Raw genomic sequence first — 16,191 nt, 5'->3', positions numbered from 1 at the left:
AATTCTCAGCCGACCTGGCAGTCGGGTGTCTGATGCCCGTGACCATGACCGGAACGGCACGACGGGGCGAGCAACGGTGTGGACGACGGTTGGGCGGAGGGCAGCAACACGGTCATGCCCGGTACCGGTGGCGACGACTGGGCCGCAGCGGCCGGCGTCGTGGCCGGCGCCGCTGAGACCGAAGGCGGCTCTGCGGACCGAACCGCGGCCCCCGCGTGGGAGACCAGACTGCTAGCGGGCACGGTCACAGCCGGCACAGCCCCACCCGCTGTGATGGAGGGTCCAGCATCCGCCGACGCCGGTAACCGCGGTTGGTCGTCGATCGCCTCGGGGCGCTCTGAGCGCACGCCGGCAACCGGGTGGTCCGCCGCGTCATCCGGACGGTGACCAGCCGCCATGACAACGATGCCGAGAACCGCGCCAAGCCCGCACAGGCCCACGGCCACCTTGGCGCCCGCCCGCCAGCCGCCGCCGGTGGCCGGCCGCAACCGTCGATGTCGGATGGGCGTGCCCGCCGCGGTCTCGACCACGGACGGCCGATCAGATCCAGGGTCGCCGTCCCAGGGAAGCAACATCCAGCCGCCCCCCACCGCCAGCGGTCCGGTGTGTTCGGACAGCTCCGCGCCTTCTGACAGCTCCGTGCCTTCTGACAGCTCCGTGCCTTCTAACAGCTCCGCGCCTTCGGACACGAACGCACCTACTTCCACCCTGACCCGACGGCAGCGATGGAACAATATGACCAGGCTGACACCGCAGCACACTTGACCCACCGCAAACTCGGAACACGGCGGCCCAGCTCAGCTCAGTCTCCGCAGGCGGGTGGGTCAGCGGCGCGGGCGATGGCCAGGCGGGTGAAGTCTGCGACGGCCAGCGTTTCACCGCGGGCGGACGGGTCTACACCGGCGGCGCGCGCAAGGCGTTCGACCGCTGCGGCCGAGCCCGCCCAACCGGAAAGCGCTGTCCGCAGGGTCTTGCGGCGCTGCGCGAACGCCGCGTCCACCGCGGCAAAAACAGACCCGCGCAGCGCCGGCGGACCCGCGGGCTCACGCCGGGTGAACGCCACCAGGGACGAGTCGACGTTCGGCTGTGGCCAGAAGACCGCGCGCGGCACCGCGCCGGCCGGACGTGCGCAGGCGTACCAGGCGACCTTCACACTCGGCACGCCATACACCCGTCCACCCGGCGCCGCGGTCAGCCGGTCGGCGACCTCGGCCTGCACCATGACCAACCCGCGCCCGACCGACGGGAACCGTTCGAGCACCCCGAGCAGGAGCGGCACGGCAACGTTGTACGGCAGGTTCGCGGCGAGGACATCCGGCGGGTCGCCGGGGAGGTCCGCGGGCACGAGGCGCAGCCCGTCGGCGGCCACGACGGTCAGCCGGGACGCTGCGGCCGGGCCGAGCCGGGTCACCGCCGTTGCCGGCAGGGCCTCGGCGAGCAGTGTGTCCACCTCGACCGCGACGACACGACGTGCGACCGCGATCAGCCCGAGAGTCAACGAACCAAGTCCAGGGCCGATCTCCAGGACCGTCTCATCGGGCCCGACCGCGGCGAGACGTACCAGGCGGCGGACGGTGTTCGGGTCGACAAGGAAGTTCTGGCCCCGCCGTTTGGTCGGTCGCACGCCCAGCTCACCGACGATGGCACGCACGTCCACCGGCGTCAGCAGCCCGTCGACCCCGATGCGAGCCTCCCGGGCGGCACCAGCGTCACGGGCAGCGGCGTCGCGGGCAGCAGCATCACGGCCTACCAGGGCCCGAACATCCGCTCGGACGTGGCGGCGACCGCCGAGGCCAGGGTGTCGACGTCCTCGCCGCGGGCGGCGGCGATCGCCCGCAACGTCAGCGGTACCAGGTACGGGCTGTTCGGCCGGCCCCGCCACGGCTCCGGCGTCAGGAACGGCGCGTCGGTCTCGACGAGCAGCAGGTCACGAGGTGCGACGGCAGCGGCGTCCCGCAGGCTGCCCGCATTCCTGAACGTCACATTGCCGGCGAATGACATCACGTAACCGGAAGTTGCGCAGATCTTCGCCATGCCGGCGTCACCCGAAAAGGCATGGAAGACCACCCGATCAGGCGCTCCCTCCTCGGCCAGGATCCGCAGCGTGTCGTCATGCGCCTCCCGATCATGAATCATGAGGGTGCGGCCGGTCTGCTTCGCGATCGCGATGTGACGGCGAAAGCTGTCCTGCTGGGCAGCGTGCCGCTCGGGCGGCGTGCGGTAGTAGTCCAGACCGGTCTCGCCGACCGCCCGCACCTTCGGCAGCGTGGCCAACTCGGCGATCTGCGCGAACGTCTGTTCGTCGACGCCGTCGGCGGCGTCGTTCGGGTGGATCGCGACAGCCGCGTACACGTCCGGATGCTCCGCCGCGACCCGCGCCTGCCAACGACTGGTCTCCAGGTCGATCCCCACGCTGACCATCCGGCGGATACCGACAGCACGCGCCGCGGCAACAGCGTGCGCCACATCGCCACCCATGATGTCAAGATGGCAGTGGCTGTCGACCACCTCGACCGACAGCGGCTCCGGCGGCCGCGGCGGCTCGCCACGGCGGCCGGCATCGCGTGCTCCGGCATCGCGTGCTCCGGCATCGCGTGCTCCGGCATCCCGTGCCATTCGCCGGCCACCTGCCCTTCCGTTCCGCCGCCGTCCCGCCCCCATGCGCCAAGGGGCGGCCCACGCCAGATCCTACGGACGGCCTCCATCTGGCCGGAGGTGTCGTGACCCTGTCCCGCTATGACCGGGGTGTCGCCGACTCATCACCTGGTAAACAGATACCGATGTCCTCACCGCTCACCGTCGCCCTCGTGACGCCACTGACCGGCCCGGCGGCCGCCCATGGTCTGGCCGCGTTGCGTGCCGCCACGCTGTGGGCACGCGACGAGCACCTGCCACCGGCGTGGGACGAGATCAACGTCACCGCATACGACGCCCACCCGCACCCGGGCGCGGCAACGCGGTCCGCCGCGGCCGCCAACCCTGACGCCATCTTCGGCCCGCACGGACCGCAGGCCGCCCTCGCGGCCTGCGCCGCGACCGACCGGGTGCTGTTCAACATCGCGGCACCGTCGACGCGCTTCGTCCGGCAGGCCGTCCCGAACATCATCAACATGGCCGCGCCGCAGGCCACCTGGACGCGCGGAGTGCTCGCCGCGGTACGTTCCGCCGACCGCCGAGCACGTAGGCTCGCAGTAATGGTGGCTGCCGGCGACTGGGCGTTGGAAATCGTTTCCGTGACGCGCGCCGCAGCGGCAGCCCGGAACTTCGACGTCACATCCAGTGTCTTCCGCCCGGGGCAGGCGGGGGCCGCGGCACGCCGGCTCCCGGCGGCGGACGTCCTGATCGTCCAGGCTGACCCCGACGATGAGGCAGCCGCCGCCGAGATCCTCCTGCGCAGACCGTGGCGGGCCGCCGCGTTCTCAACCGCCGGGCACGACGATGCCCTGACCACCCTGGGTGATCGGCGTGACGGGCTGCTGGGGCCGCGTGCCTGGTCGCCGCAGCTGCCCGCTGCGGCCGGCACCGGCCCGAGCGTGTCGGAGTTCGTGAGCCGTTACCGGCAGATGCACGACCAGCCGCCGGCGGCGACAGCAGCGGTCGCGTTCGCCGCCGGGCTGATTCTCGGGCGGTGCGTGCGAATGCTCGACCAGGTCGACGGCTCCCTGCTCGACGACGCCGCGGTACTGGCCACGGCATATGCGCTGGACACGTCCACCGTGCTGGGTCGCTTTCGCCTCGACCCCGCCACCGGGCTACAGGTCGGGCATCAGGGTCATCTGGTGCAGTGGCAGGACGGTGTCGCCGCCACGGTCTGGCCACCCGACCGCTTGCGGGCCCCGCTGCACTACCCGCGCCGCCGCGGCGGGCAGCCGTGGCCCGAAGCCGCGTGACACCGGTGAAAGTGGGGCAGCGGCGCTCCCGAATCCTGATCATTCTCGGTACGGTCGCTGTGGTGTTCCTCACGGCGAGCGCACGGCTGTTCGTCTGGCCGACAACCGACGCCCCGACGCAGGTCGACGCGATCGTGATGTACGCGGGAAGCCCTGGGCGGCTGGCCAAGGCAGTCGAACTCGCCCGATCCGGGTATGCGCCGATGCTCGCCGTGTCAAACCCGTACGGCCAGGACCGCTGTCCGGTCGCGGTCCCCGACGTGCGGGTGATCTGCTTCCGGCCGGACCCGCTCACCACCCAGGGCGAAGCCCGGATGACCGCGGCGCTCGCCGCCCGCTACAACTGGCGGTCCGTCCTGGTCGTCGTGGGGACCCCGCAGGGCACCAGGGCACGGCTGCGGCTGGACCGCTGCTATGACGGACGTGCACTGTTCGCCACCGCGTCGCCGCGGTGGTACGCCTGGCCATACATGATCAGCTACGAGTGGGCCGCAACGGTGAAGGCGCTGACCATCCAGCGCAGCTGCTGAATCGCGGCGGGCAGGCGGCACCCAGCGGACGCCCCGCTACCGGGCTTTGGCCGCGACCACGGCGTCGTAGACGGCGCGGCGCGGTACGCCGTGAGCCACCGCCACCGCCGCGATGGCCTCCTTGCGGGGTGTCCCGCCGGCCTCGTGCCCCGCGACCTCGGCTGCGAGTGTCACGGCGAAGGCCGCCGCGGCCGGCGTCCCGGCAACCATTGCCCGAGCGGGTGGGGACGGCGGCGGCGCACCCGCCACCACCAGAGTGATCTCTCCGCGGATGTCCCGGCCGTGCGCCCATTCGCACAGGCCGGCAAGATCGACCCGGACGATCTCCTCCCAGGTTTTGGTCAGTTCCCGGCACAGCACGCCCATGCGATCCCCCCCAAAGGCCGCGCTAAGATCGTCCAGTGTCGCGGGCAACCGGTGTGGAGCCTCCAGGATGACCAGAGTGCGTCGCTCCCCGGCGAGCTCGGCCAGGCGTGACCGACGTTCGCCGTGCCTGCGCGGCAGAAAACCCTCGAACACCCAGCGGTCCGTGGGCAGCCCGCTGACCGCGAGCGCGGCGGTCACCGCGGACGGGCCGGGGACGACCGTGACCGACACCCCGGCCGCGACGGCGACGGCCACCACCCGGAAGCCCGGATCCGAGACAGCAGGCATGCCTGCGTCCGTGATGAGCGCCACCGTGGCGCCGGCACGCAACTGGGCGAGCAGGAAGTCCGCACGGGACGCCTCGTTCGCGTCGAAGCAGGAGACAACCCGCCCGGAGATGGTGACCCCGAGTGCGGCGGTCAGCCGACGCAGCCGGCGGGTGTCCTCGGCGGCGACGATGTCGGCGCTCGCGAGGATTTCGCCAAGCCGCGGGCTGGCATCGCGGACATCACCGATCGGCGCACCGCACAGCACCAGAGTCCCGGACACCCGCCGAGTGTGCCAGGAGCCACGACCTACATTGATGCGGTGGCGGTGACAGCGACTTATCCGACCCTGGGCGGCGAGGGCACGCAGGCCCCCGCGGTCGCCCTGACCCACGACGACGACGGCGGCCGGCCGCCATCCGACCGGCTGGTGGCGCCGATGCCGACCGACCGACTGGCCGGCTGGCTCGCGTCGCTCGCGCTTGCCGCGGTGGCCGGCGTCCTGAGGTTCTGGCAGCTCACCGAGCCGCGTGGCATCTACTTCGACGAGGTCTACTACACCCACGACGCCTATAGCCTGATGACGCACGGCTATGAGCTGAGCGACATCAAGAGCGGGTGCAACGGCCCCGGCTTCGTCGTCCACCCGCCGCTGGGCAAGTGGCTGATGGCCGCCTCCGAATGGCTCTTCGGCTACACCGACTGCGCCGGGGTCCGGCACGGCAACCCCGAGCTGGGATGGCGCTTCGCCTCCGCAGTCGCGGGGACGCTCGCGGTGCTCGTCATCGCCCGTACTGCCCGGCGGATGTTCCGCTCGACTCTGCTCGGCTGCTTCGCCGGGCTCCTGCTCGCCTTCGACGGGCTGGAGTTCGTCCAGAGCCGGATCGGGATCCTCGACATCTTCCTGATGACCGGTCTCGTGCTGGCGCTGGCCTGTCTGGTTCTCGACCGGGACGACGGCCGCGCCCGACTTGCGGCCCGGCTGGCGGCCAACCGGGCGAAGGCCGAGGCAGCTGAGGACGGGACGGGGCGCCCGGCCCTAGCAGGCGCCGGCCCGCCCTCGGCCCTAGCAGGCACCGGCCCGCCCTCGGCCCTGACGGGAAGCGGCCCGTGGCTCGGCGCACGCCCGTGGCGGCTGGCCTGCGGGCTGTGTCTGGGTGCGGCCATGGGGGTGAAATGGAGTGCCCTCTACACCCTCGTCGGGTTCGCCGCGCTTGCCTTCGCCTGGGACGTGGGTGCGCGCCGGACCGCGGGTGCGCGCCGGCCGATCCTGGCCTCGCTGGCCCGGGACACCCCGATCTGGGCGGTGAGCTTTCTCGTCCTGCCGGTGGTGACGTTCTTCGCGACGTGGACCGGCTGGTTCGTCACCGACGGTGGCTACAACCGACACCAATTCGGTAACGGCGCGTGGGCAGCGCTGCGCGGCTGGTGGGACTACCAGATGCTGATCTACCAGTTCCACGAGCACCTCGACGCCTCGCATCCCTACGCGTCCAAGCCACTGAGCTGGCTGGTGCTGGGCCGCCCGGTCGCCTACTACTACGGCGCACCCAAGATCGGCGAATCCGGCTGTAGCGCCCAGGCCGGCTGCTCCCGGGAGATTCTGGCGATCGGCAACCCGGCGATCTGGTGGCTCGGCACCCTCGCCCTGCTCGGTGTTCTCGCGCTGTGGGCGAGCCGCCGTGACTGGCGGGCGGCCCTCGTCCTGGTCGGCTTCGGCACGTCGTTCCTGCCGTGGCTCGCATTCCCCAGCCGGACGATGTTCCTGTTCTACGCTCTGCCGCTGCTGCCGTTCCTCGTGCTCGGCCTGACCGCCCTAGCAGGTGTCGCGCTGGGCCCCGGAACCGCTTCGGAGACGCGTCGTCTGGTCGGGTCGCTGGTGGTCGGCGTCTATGCGATCATCGTCGTCCTGTTGTTCGTCTACTTCTATCCGATCATGGCAGCGCAGGTGATCCCGACCTCGGCATGGCGGATCCGGATGTGGTTCCCAGGCTGGATCTGACCGCCACCCGACGCCCGTCAGGTCGCCCCGCGCGCGTCGTCCGATGGAGTGGATGGAATGGTACCGAACTCTGCGGATCTGCAACCGTACGGTCCGCAGTTGGTTCAGCCCGAACGCCCCCGCCAGCGGCAGGCAGACCAGGGTCGGCAGCATGTAACGGTAGTCGAACACCGCGGTCGCGCAGGGCACCACCAGCAGGGCGAGCCCCATCGCGACCAACAGCAGACAGTCGTGGCGTGCCCGGACGGAACCATAACCGGAGGCGACCATCGACGCCAGGACACCGACCAGCGCGCAGGCGCCGAGCAGCGGGCCTGGCATGAAGCCGAACGACTGGTATCCCCGCAGCAGACCACCCAGCAGCGGATCATAACGGCGGGGCACGGCCGCGCCGCCGACGTCCCACAGCACCAGGTCGATGTGCCAGCGTGGATCAACCCGCCCGGACGGGAACCGCCAGCTCCCGAGATACCAGTCCGGTGGCTCGGCGTGACGCGACGGGGAGAAGTAGTGCGCGACGTCATGTGCCACCAGCGTGGCGTACTGGTGGGGCTGCGCCACGATCACTTTGATCGCGAAGTGTCGGAACAACGCATTGGTCTGCGCGTCGAACGCCCGAAAGCGGTACCGCGGGCTGGCGCGGTCCCAGTCGTAGAAATTGGGCCCGGGCCGCTCGTCGGCTGGATGCGGAGAGCACAGCGGGATCTCGCCCTGCGTCACCTCGAAACGGGCGCAGTCCGCGAACGGCGCGACCCGGCCCCAGAGGAACATCCCGTCGACATTCTGCAGCGCAAAACTCCCCTGCGCGGCGGCGAACCAGGCCGCGTAGGCCAGCAGCGGTGCTGCCCAGCACAGGACGAATGCGAGCAGCCGTCGGATCCCGGCCTTGCGGGCGAGCAGGTAGACGGCGGCGAGCAACCCCAGCACCAGCGCCACCGAACGGGTGAGGGTGGCCGCGGCCAGCAGGATGCCGGCGCCGGCGGACATGGCGACGGTCGGGCGTGCGCGGCACAGCAGCACGACGATCGCCGCGGCCAGCAGGGTGGCGAACAGCGTCTCGGCCATGACCATCTGCTCGATGTCCACCTGATAGGCATCCAGCAGAACAGGCGCGGCAGCCGACGCCGCGAGCCACCGGGGTAACCCACGCCGCAGCGACAGGTAGTACAGCGCGACACCGATACCGAGACCTAGCAGGTGCGCGACGGCAGGAACCACCACCAACGACGGTGACCACGCGAACAGGCGCAGGAACGCGGAGTACCCGAACGGCCGGACCGGATCCGGGCTGAGCTCGCGGGCGTACCGCAGGTAGGAATACGAGTCGCCGTAGAACTCCAACGCCGGCCAGTAGGCGGCGAGCGCCGCGAGCCGCAGCAGGCTACCGCCCGCCACCAGCACCGCGAACAGGCGGTGCCGGGCGCATAACCGACTCGTCTGCCGCCACAGCGCCGGCCAACCCACGTCATCGGCCGGTCATGCAGCGGCCGGTCATGCAGCGGCCCGTCACGGCACCGGCCGGGTCGCCACGCACAACACCGACTGCCCGAACGGCACCCGGATCCGCCGTTCGACACATCGGCTGATCGGCACGATGACCCGGTCGTATAGGCGTACCAGCCGAGGGTCCGCGCTGCGCTGGCCCGCCCGCCGGACAGCCACCCACCAGGCGATGCCGCCCAGCAGGTTCACGGGATGCACCCGCTCGACGCGCAGGCCGGCCAGTTCCACCGGCCGCCGCAGGGTGGCTGGCGTGTAGCGACGGAAATGACCGACCATGCGGTCGAACTCGCCGTACAGCGCCGGATAGGCCGGCACCCACAGCACGATGCGACCGCCGGGAATCACCAGGCGGGACAGCCGTCGCAGTGCGGCCACGTCGTCTTCGATGTGCTCCAGGACGTTCATCATGATCAATGTGTCAACCGGACGCACCGCGGGCACCAACGCCGCGGCCCGTTCGGCCCTGGACCGGCCAGCCCCGGGCCGGCCAGCCCTGGACCGACCGGCGACGTCGAGCGTGACCACGTCGACATCCGCGCGCCCGGCAAAGCGGGCACTCAGTGTCCGTAGACACAACGGATCAGTATCCGAGACGATGAGATGATCATAACCGTGCAGGCCCGCGGCGAAGTCTCCAAGACCCGACCCGACCTCCAGAATGCGCCGGCCGCAGTACGGCGAGACGAGGTCGAGTTCGAAACGCCGGTAGTTGACCGCGTCCGCGCCACCCAGATGATTCTCCAGTACCCGCGGGTCTACGCCGGCGGAAACGGGGATCAGCGCCGGCTCACCGGCCAGCACCGCGGTCATGTCGAGCCCGCTTCGGCGGATCCGGGGCGACCCACGGTCAGTAGATGCAGGAAGAAGGAGGCGAAGACGCTCTGCGCACCGAGCACCATCAACGTCATGGCCAGCAGAGCCGGTCGCAGTTCGTCAATCGGGCCGAGACCAGCGGCGATCCAGCGAGCGAGAACGACCGCGTCGATTACCAACCCGATGACAAACAGCAGGATGCCGGCCGCGAGGCCGCGCTCGAGGGTAAACCGCCGGTCCACCCAGGCGAGCAGGCGGCGCGGACGCTGGGCCCAGCCCAGGCCGCGGTTGTAGGCATCGGCGAAGAGCCCGAGGAGCACCACCTGCCAACCGAGGATGGCAACCATCGCGAACAACACGCAGAAATGGACGTCGAAGCGGTGAAAGCCGACGTCGAGGGCGCCGGGCAAGAGTACGAGCTGCCCGGCGACGCCAAGCCCGAGCAACGCCAGCCCCGGGCCGACGAACAGGTGACGAGGTGCGAGTGGCAACATGAAACGCAGGTGCCGCCAGCCGTCCCGAAGCGACCGTAACTTGGACGCACCGACCCGGGGATGATATGTGATCGGCACTTCTTCGACCCGCAGATCGGCCCGGGCAGCCGAAATGATCAACTCGGAGGCGAGCTCCATTCCTTCGCACCGCGGATCCATCCGCTCATACGCGCCGCGGGTGAACGCACGCATCCCGGAATGGGCATCAGACGAAGCGAGACCGAAGATCCGGTTGAGGATCCCGGTCAGCACCGGATTACCCAGATAGCGATGGGACCACGACATCGCACCAGGCATGATCCTGCCGGTGAAGCGGGAGCCGAGAACGTAGTCGGCGCGGCCGATCCGCAACGGCTCGACGAGCACAGGAAGTTCCGAAAAATCATATGAATCGTCGGAGTCACCCATTACCAGATAGCGACCGCGAGCGGCCGCGAATCCGGTGAGGTACGCGTTTCCATAGCCGCGTCGGGGCTCCGTCAGGACACGCGCGCCGGCCGAGCATGCGACCGCTACCGAGTCGTCCGTCGAGCCGTTGTCGACGACGATCACCTCTCCGCCGAGACCGGCCGCGGCAAGGCCCGCGAACGCCTTGGCAACGCAGGCCCCGACCGACGCCTCCTCGTTGAGGCACGGCATCACCACGGAAATCTCGACGGAAACCTCTGCGGGGATCTCTACGGCGCCGCGTCCGGTGCCGGTACCGACTGGGTCCGTCCGGCCGTGTCCAGCGATCGCAACCGCGGCTGGCCGGGCCGTCAAGGCCGCCCGATTCTCAGTCACCCAGCCTCCCGAGATGATCGACAATGGATACCATCGGTGACAGTACTGATACTTAAGGCGAAACAGCGGCAACGGTGACCCGCGGGTCTGTCACGTTGGGTAAAATTTTTAGAACCTTCCGTAAAATTATTCACCGAAGCCCGAGAGCGCAGGCCGAGCCCGCCGGGGGGTACCTGTCGGCGCGATGGCACGATCGGGGATCGTGGAGCACCAACCGCGGCCACTCGCGGCCGACGCAGGAGGAAAGGAACCACCATGGCGGATGTGTCGGTACGCTTCGCGATGACCGATGACAGCGAGATCGTGCTCAACCTGTCGCTCACGCAGGCGATCCGACTGACCGAAGCCATCGCGTCCAAGGTCAGTCAGGCGATGACCGAGCAGCCGCCCCGGGGGAGCCTCAACGGCAGCTCCTATGGCGGCCCAGCCGTGCGCCCAGGCCCTTATTCCACGTCGTGACGGCGACCCACATCACCGCGAAGCGGGTTGTGGATGGGGACGGTGGCGCCAGCCACAGGCCCTAGCCGGTCAGCTGGGCGATAAGAGCACGCAGCAGTTCGAGGTCGCGCCGGCGGATCTCCGCCGGCGAACGACTGTCGACGCTCTCCGGCGCGAGTGACGCGCGGACTCTGCGCAGTTTGTCCCGCAGATCCGCAAGCTCGTGGGGAGGCAGCAGACCCTCGCGCAGCAGCAGCACGATGTGCCCGCCGTGCTCGACGATGTCGATGGAACCCGGCATGGGCAGGGTGACGACGCGGATACCGATCGGCTCCTGCTGATCGTAGACCATGAACAGGCGGTCCTCGGCGATGATTTCAGCCGTGCCGTCGTCCCAGAGCACCGTTGCACGGGCCGCGCTCGGCGGTACCCAGCCGGCTGTCTCGACCCGCACCCCGTCCTCTTCGCCCAGCCCGGACTCGCGCCGTGGTGCCGCGTGCACCGCCAGGACGGTTCCGCACCGCGACCAGACTCCGCCACCAAGATCATCCGCCGGGGATACCCGGTCACCGGTGGCGAACATAACGAGACCGCCTCGGCCATCGGGGGCCGTTGGTCTCTGCGCCGGCATGGCGTGATCGTAGGGTGATATGGGTGGTGGCCGACACAGGCGCCCGTCTACGCCCCTCTGCGCCCGTCGCTTCGGGGGACGGGGCACACCCGCTGTCACAGATCTATACCTCTCCGGCGCCGGCGGCCCGACCATGCATAACCCGACACTTCACGGAGTTGATGCCCGCGAGCCATGGGGTGGACGTACGTTCGCGGAATCGCTGGAACGGACGATCCTTTGGCACCCACCCGGAGGCCACCAATGCGCGACACCGGTTATCCCCCCATCGAGGAACACGCGGTCATCGGCGATTTGCGCACGGTAGCACTCGTCGCGACTGACGGCACCATCGACTGGTACTGCCCGCAGCGCTTCGACAGCCCATCGGTGTTCGCGAGCCTGCTCGACTCCGAACGCGGCGGAGCGTTCCGCATCCACTGTCCCGGTTCCCGTGCCAAGCAGCTCTACCTACCGGACTCCAACGTGCTGATGACGCGTTTCCTCGCGCCGCAGGCCGTCGGAGAGGTCGTCGACTTCATGGTCCCGGTCGACAGCGACATCACCGAGGCCCCGCACGTGATCGTCCGCCAGGCCCGGGCTGTCCGTGGGCGAGCCGAGTTCTCCCTACGCTGCCACCCGCGCTTCGACTATGGGCGCGCATCGCATACGGTTACGATTGTTGACGGTCAGGGAGCTGTGTTCGACTCCCCCGTCGGAACCCTCACCCTACGCACCTGCGTGCCTCTTGTCGCCGACGATGACGGCGTCACCGCGACATTCGCGCTTGACACCGGTGAAACCGCGGACGTCGTCCTGGAATGGAACACGCCCATCCGCCCGCTCGTGGAAGGTGAGGCGGACCGCCTGTTCAACCGCACCCTCACCTACTGGCAGACGTGGCTGCGCCGCAGCCGGTACCACGGACGCTGGCGGGAGATGGTGAACCGTTCTGCGCTCGTTCTCAAACTGCTCGTTTACCGGCCGACCGGGGCGCTGGTCGCCGCGCCGACCACATCCCTGCCGGAGGAACTCGGCGGCATCCGAAACTGGGACTACCGCTATACCTGGATCCGCGACGCCGCGTTCACCACATACGCTCTGATGACGCTCGGGTTCACCGACGAGGCCGCAGCCTTCATGGACTGGCTGGAACAGCGCTGCCACGAGGCGCCGGCCGGCAAAGGCCTGCACGTCCTCTACAGCGTAGACGGCAACGCCGATCTTGACGAGATCGTGCTCGAGCATCTGCGCGGCTACCGCGACTCGAAACCGGTACGGATCGGTAACGGCGCCGCCGGCCAGCTCCAGCTCGACATATACGGCGAGCTCATGGACTCAGTCTACCTGTACAACAAACTCGCCGCACCGATTTCCTTCCAGCTGTGGGAGGCGCTTTCCCGCCAGCTGGACTGGCTCGCCAAACACTGGGAGGAACCGGATGAAGGTATCTGGGAGACGCGTGGCGGCCGGCAACGCTTCACCTATTCAGCCTTGATGACCTGGGTGGCCTTTGAACGTGCGTGTCGGATATCCCGCCAGCGCGGGCTGCCCGGCCCCACGAACGAATGGAAGGATTATGCCGGCCGCGCGTACCGTTTCGTTCAGAACGCGGCATGGGATCCGGCCCGCGGCGCATACATGGAACATCCCGGGTCAGCCAGGCTGGACGCCTCCCTGTTGTGCATGCCGCTGGTCAAGTTCGCCGGACCCACCGACCCGCGCTTCCTGTCAACCCTCGACCGCGTCGGTGAGGACCTCGTCAGCGACAGTCTGGTACGCCGTTACGCCGCCGACGGCAGCGACGGTCTGCACGGGGACGAAGGCACGTTCAACCTGTGCTCGTTCTGGTACGTCGAAGCGCTCACCCGCGCGGGCCGGGTGACCGAGGCTCGGCTGGTGTTCGAGAAGATGCTCACCTACGCCAACCACGTCGGCCTGTATGCCGAGGAGATCGGACCGTCCGGCGAGGCCCTGGGAAACTTCCCACAGGCGTTCACCCATCTCGCCCTGATCAGTGCGGCCGTCCACCTGGACCGGACCCTCGGCTGACTCCGAAATCCTCCGGCGGTGGCCCGGCGGTGGCCCGGCGAAGCACCGGGCCACCGCTGAACGACCCAACAGACGACACAACAGCGGTGGGTGCCCGCATGTCGGCTGGAAGACGACATGTTGCTGACGGGTGCCGGATCCACCGGCAGGATGGGTGGGTACATCCGGCCCACCAGGGCTGAGCCAGGGACGCTGCAGGGACGATGGACGAGGGGCGCGACGATGGCGGGACTTGACCGTTTCCGGGTCGAGGTGGTGACCGGACGCGGAGCCGAGACCGGGGTGGTGGTCCGTCTGCCGGGAGTCCTTGTCGTCGCCCGCGCCGGGCGTCCCGAGACTCACGAGGTAGCCAAGACGCTGCTGGCGATGTGCGCCGAGGTCGCCGGTGACTCGGGGCCGGCGTCGACTACGGGCCGACGGCTGGTACGCCGGGTTGCGGGGCTGCTCGCGGACGCCGACCCGGACGCCGTACCCGACTTCACCCTGCTGGCCGGGGTGGGTGACCGTCTGGCCGCGCTGATCCACGGCTCGATGGAGCTGGCCGCCTACGGGCCGACCCCACTTGCCCTGTCCGGCGCCGAGTCGGCCACCTGGGTGGACCGCCTCCTACCCGCCGAGGTCGGTCGACTTGACATCGGGCCGGTTGGCACAGTTGGGCCCGGCGGCATCGTCGGCGCCGTGAGCGAGCCGACGCGCGAAGCCTTCCCGCTGGACCTGCGAATCGGCGCCGTACCCGGTATCGGAGCGTCACTGGTGATCTCCGACTCGCCAATACCGGTCGTGCCCAGGGGGGCAGAGGAGGACTTCCTGGCTGAAATCGGCGGGCCGCGCGACCCGATGACCTCGGCGGAGCCGATCCCGTCGTCGGGTGCTGGAGCGGGGGCCGGGTCGTCCCCCGAGTCCATGTCGCCGATGTCGCCGATGTCGTCGATGTCCACGGCGCCACCGGCGCTGGCCCCACTCAACAGCCAGGACATCGCGCAAGGGGCGCACTGGCCCAAAAGCGGACAGCCCACCCAGGCCGCGGACTTCGCCGCGCTCACGGCCGCCGATGGCGACCCGCCGACCGAACTCGCAGGCCGGGACTCGGCGGCCGCCCGGATGGAGGACACCGAGAGCGAGGCGCTTACCGAACTGCCCGGCCGCGGTCTCGATGTCGCCGACCTGTTCGACGACCAGGACGCCCCGACCATGCTGCCCGGCCAGTCCGAAGCGCAGGTCGAGGGAATCCTCTGCACCAACGACCACTTCAACCACCCCGACGCGCCCTACTGCACCGAATGCGGGCTGTCGCTGGCCCGGCAGACCGGCAATCCGGTCTGGGGCCCCCGACCGACGATCGGGGTAATCCTCCTCGACGACGGCACCGAGGTCCACGTCGATACCAACCTGGTGATCGGCCGGCAGCCCGACCGGGACGAGGCGGTACAGGCGGGTCGCGCCCGCCCGCTGATGCTCGAGGACGGCGAGAGTGCGGTGTCCCGGGTCCACGCGGTCATCACGCTCAGCGGGTGGGACGCGGTCATCGCCGACCAGGGCTCGGCGAACGGCACCTACATCGCGCCGCCCGAGGCGACAGTGTGGACACCGCTGAACCCGCACGACCCGGCTCCGCTTGTCCCCGGCACCCGGGTCCAGGTGGGCAAGCGGACGTTCGTGTTCAACCCGCCGATGCAGGGCTGAGCGCAGCGTGGCCACCGAGAGGCCCGAGGTGGGCGGCGACGACACAGGCGGCGCCCGGACGGCGCGGCTACGGCGAGCCTCCCGCTGGGTGCCGCTGGTGCTGGCCCTGGTGGTCGCCCTGTTGGCCGCAGGCGCAGGCCTGCGCGGGCTTGTCGACCAGGCTCCCGACGAGGGTTCCGTGGACGCCGGGTTCGCCCGCGACATGTCCGCCCATCATGCCCAGGCCGTCCAGATAGCAATGGTCGAGTTCCGCGGGGGCGCCGACATGACACAACGTGGTGTCGCCGAGGACGTTGCGCTCACCCAACAGCGGGAGATCGGCATCATGTCGGCGTGGCTGACCCAGTGGGGCCTGGCGCAGATCTCAACCGACCCGCCGATGGGCTGGATGCGATCCGTGCACCTGGTGAGCCATGACAGCTCCGGGCATGACGCTTCCGGGCATGACGGGGCGACCACGAATTCTACGCGGATGCCCGGAATGGCCACCGACGCAGAACTGGGCCAGCTGTCGAAGGCCTCCGGGCGGGAGCTGGACACCCTCTTCCTCGCCCTCATGATCCGCCATCACCGTGGCGGGCTCACGATGGCGCAGGAGGCCGCGGCTCGCGCACAGGAGCCCGATGTGCGGGCACTGGCCCGGGCGATGGTCATCAACCAGGCGATCGAAATCGACCAGATGGAGGCCGACCTGCACGCCATGGGAGCTCCCCCGGCCTGATGCGGACTTGGAGTGCCCGGGACGAGGACACCTCGGGCGT

The 16,191-nt window shown here is 69.7% G+C and carries 14 protein-coding genes; 7 read left to right on the top strand and 7 right to left on the bottom strand.

All coding sequences use genetic code 11. From position 1 onward, the window contains the following. Positions 1-5: 5 nt before the first annotated feature. The 3 genes from U9979_RS04220 to U9979_RS04210 all read right to left on the bottom strand — a co-directional run bounded on the left by U9979_RS04220 (position 6) and on the right by U9979_RS04210 (position 2,616). Positions 6-689: a hypothetical protein gene (locus U9979_RS04220; protein WP_322778346.1), complete on the bottom strand. Its 684-nt coding sequence runs from the start codon at positions 687-689 to the stop codon at positions 6-8. A 113-nt stretch (positions 690-802) separates the two neighbouring features. Further along, on the bottom strand, positions 803-1,666 hold the full coding sequence (gene rsmA / locus U9979_RS04215; RefSeq protein WP_416219392.1) for a 16S rRNA (adenine(1518)-N(6)/adenine(1519)-N(6))-dimethyltransferase RsmA: 864 nt from the start codon (positions 1,664-1,666) through the stop codon (positions 803-805). Between the two features lie 80 nt (positions 1,667-1,746). Continuing rightward, complete coding sequence (locus U9979_RS04210; protein ID WP_322778345.1) at positions 1,747-2,616, bottom strand: TatD family hydrolase; 870 nt, start codon at positions 2,614-2,616, stop codon at positions 1,747-1,749. A gap of 104 nt (positions 2,617-2,720) precedes the next feature. Here U9979_RS04210 and U9979_RS04205 point away from each other — a divergent pair, with 104 nt between their 5' ends. Together U9979_RS04205 and U9979_RS04200 are read left to right on the top strand one after the other, a co-directional pair. Continuing rightward, positions 2,721-3,890 carry an ABC transporter substrate-binding protein gene (locus U9979_RS04205; protein ID WP_322778344.1) on the top strand — a complete coding sequence of 390 codons (1,170 nt, stop codon included), beginning with the start codon at positions 2,721-2,723 and terminating at the stop codon, positions 3,888-3,890. Next, positions 3,887-4,420 (top strand): YdcF family protein, encoded by a 534-nt coding sequence (locus tag U9979_RS04200; RefSeq protein ID WP_322778343.1) that lies wholly within the window; start codon positions 3,887-3,889, stop codon positions 4,418-4,420. Before U9979_RS04205 ends, U9979_RS04200 begins: the two co-directional genes overlap by 4 nt. 36 nt (positions 4,421-4,456) lie before the next feature. On the opposite strand, the gene rsmI is transcribed toward U9979_RS04200, so the two are convergent. After that, positions 4,457-5,335: a 16S rRNA (cytidine(1402)-2'-O)-methyltransferase gene (rsmI, locus tag U9979_RS04195; protein WP_322767433.1), complete on the bottom strand. Its 879-nt coding sequence runs from the start codon at positions 5,333-5,335 to the stop codon at positions 4,457-4,459. A 156-nt stretch (positions 5,336-5,491) separates the two neighbouring features. Here rsmI and U9979_RS04190 point away from each other — a divergent pair, with 156 nt between their 5' ends. Then, positions 5,492-7,054, top strand: a complete 1,563-nt coding sequence (locus U9979_RS04190) for a dolichyl-phosphate-mannose--protein mannosyltransferase (protein ID WP_416219390.1) — start codon at positions 5,492-5,494, stop codon at positions 7,052-7,054. A 1,506-nt stretch (positions 7,055-8,560) separates the two neighbouring features. Here the strand turns inward: U9979_RS04190 and U9979_RS04185 are convergent. After that, the gene (locus U9979_RS04185; RefSeq protein ID WP_322778342.1) at positions 8,561-9,367 is read right to left on the bottom strand and encodes a class I SAM-dependent methyltransferase; all 807 of its coding nucleotides are present in this window, start codon (positions 9,365-9,367) and stop codon (positions 8,561-8,563) included. After that, on the bottom strand, positions 9,364-10,647 hold the full coding sequence (locus tag U9979_RS04180) for a glycosyltransferase family 2 protein (RefSeq protein ID WP_322778341.1): 1,284 nt from the start codon (positions 10,645-10,647) through the stop codon (positions 9,364-9,366). Before U9979_RS04180 ends, U9979_RS04185 begins: the two co-directional genes overlap by 4 nt. A gap of 255 nt (positions 10,648-10,902) precedes the next feature. On the opposite strand from U9979_RS04180, the gene U9979_RS04175 reads away from it, so the two are divergent. Further along, entirely contained in the window at positions 10,903-11,106 is a 204-nt protein-coding gene (locus U9979_RS04175) for a hypothetical protein (RefSeq protein ID WP_131745275.1), read from the top strand. A gap of 61 nt (positions 11,107-11,167) precedes the next feature. On the opposite strand, the gene U9979_RS04170 is transcribed toward U9979_RS04175, so the two are convergent. Beyond that, positions 11,168-11,668 carry a hypothetical protein gene (locus U9979_RS04170; protein ID WP_322755608.1) on the bottom strand — a complete coding sequence of 167 codons (501 nt, stop codon included), beginning with the start codon at positions 11,666-11,668 and terminating at the stop codon, positions 11,168-11,170. Positions 11,669-11,959: 291 nt separating this feature from the next. On the opposite strand from U9979_RS04170, the gene U9979_RS04165 reads away from it, so the two are divergent. The 3 genes from U9979_RS04165 to U9979_RS04155 all read left to right on the top strand — a co-directional run bounded on the left by U9979_RS04165 (position 11,960) and on the right by U9979_RS04155 (position 16,151). Further along, a complete protein-coding gene (locus U9979_RS04165) occupies positions 11,960-13,747 on the top strand; it encodes a glycoside hydrolase family 15 protein (RefSeq protein WP_322778340.1) in 1,788 nt (595 codons plus the stop codon). 222 nt (positions 13,748-13,969) lie between these two features. Further along, positions 13,970-15,430 carry an FHA domain-containing protein gene (locus U9979_RS04160; RefSeq protein ID WP_322747815.1) on the top strand — a complete coding sequence of 487 codons (1,461 nt, stop codon included), beginning with the start codon at positions 13,970-13,972 and terminating at the stop codon, positions 15,428-15,430. A gap of 7 nt (positions 15,431-15,437) precedes the next feature. Then, on the top strand, positions 15,438-16,151 hold the full coding sequence (locus U9979_RS04155) for a DUF305 domain-containing protein (RefSeq protein ID WP_322778339.1): 714 nt from the start codon (positions 15,438-15,440) through the stop codon (positions 16,149-16,151). Positions 16,152-16,191 lie beyond the last annotated feature (40 nt).

The sequence above is a fragment of the Protofrankia sp. Cas4 genome (assembly GCF_963555915.1).
Lineage (GTDB): Bacteria > Actinomycetota > Actinomycetes > Frankiales > Frankiaceae > Protofrankia.
This window is presented reverse-complemented; position numbering and strand designations above follow the sequence as displayed.

Coding starts and splice junctions, on each gene's coding strand:
- U9979_RS04175 (WP_131745275.1), top strand. CDS start 10,903: ATGGCGGATGTGTCGGTACGCTTCGCGATGACCGATGACAGCGAGATC.
- U9979_RS04170 (WP_322755608.1), bottom strand. CDS start 11,668: ATGTTCGCCACCGGTGACCGGGTATCCCCGGCGGATGATCTTGGTGGC.
- U9979_RS04210 (WP_322778345.1), bottom strand. CDS start 2,616: ATGGCACGGGATGCCGGAGCACGCGATGCCGGAGCACGCGATGCCGGA.
- U9979_RS04160 (WP_322747815.1), top strand. CDS start 13,970: ATGGCGGGACTTGACCGTTTCCGGGTCGAGGTGGTGACCGGACGCGGA.
- U9979_RS04165 (WP_322778340.1), top strand. CDS start 11,960: ATGCGCGACACCGGTTATCCCCCCATCGAGGAACACGCGGTCATCGGC.
- U9979_RS04185 (WP_322778342.1), bottom strand. CDS start 9,367: ATGACCGCGGTGCTGGCCGGTGAGCCGGCGCTGATCCCCGTTTCCGCC.
- U9979_RS04190 (WP_416219390.1), top strand. CDS start 5,492: ATGCCGACCGACCGACTGGCCGGCTGGCTCGCGTCGCTCGCGCTTGCC.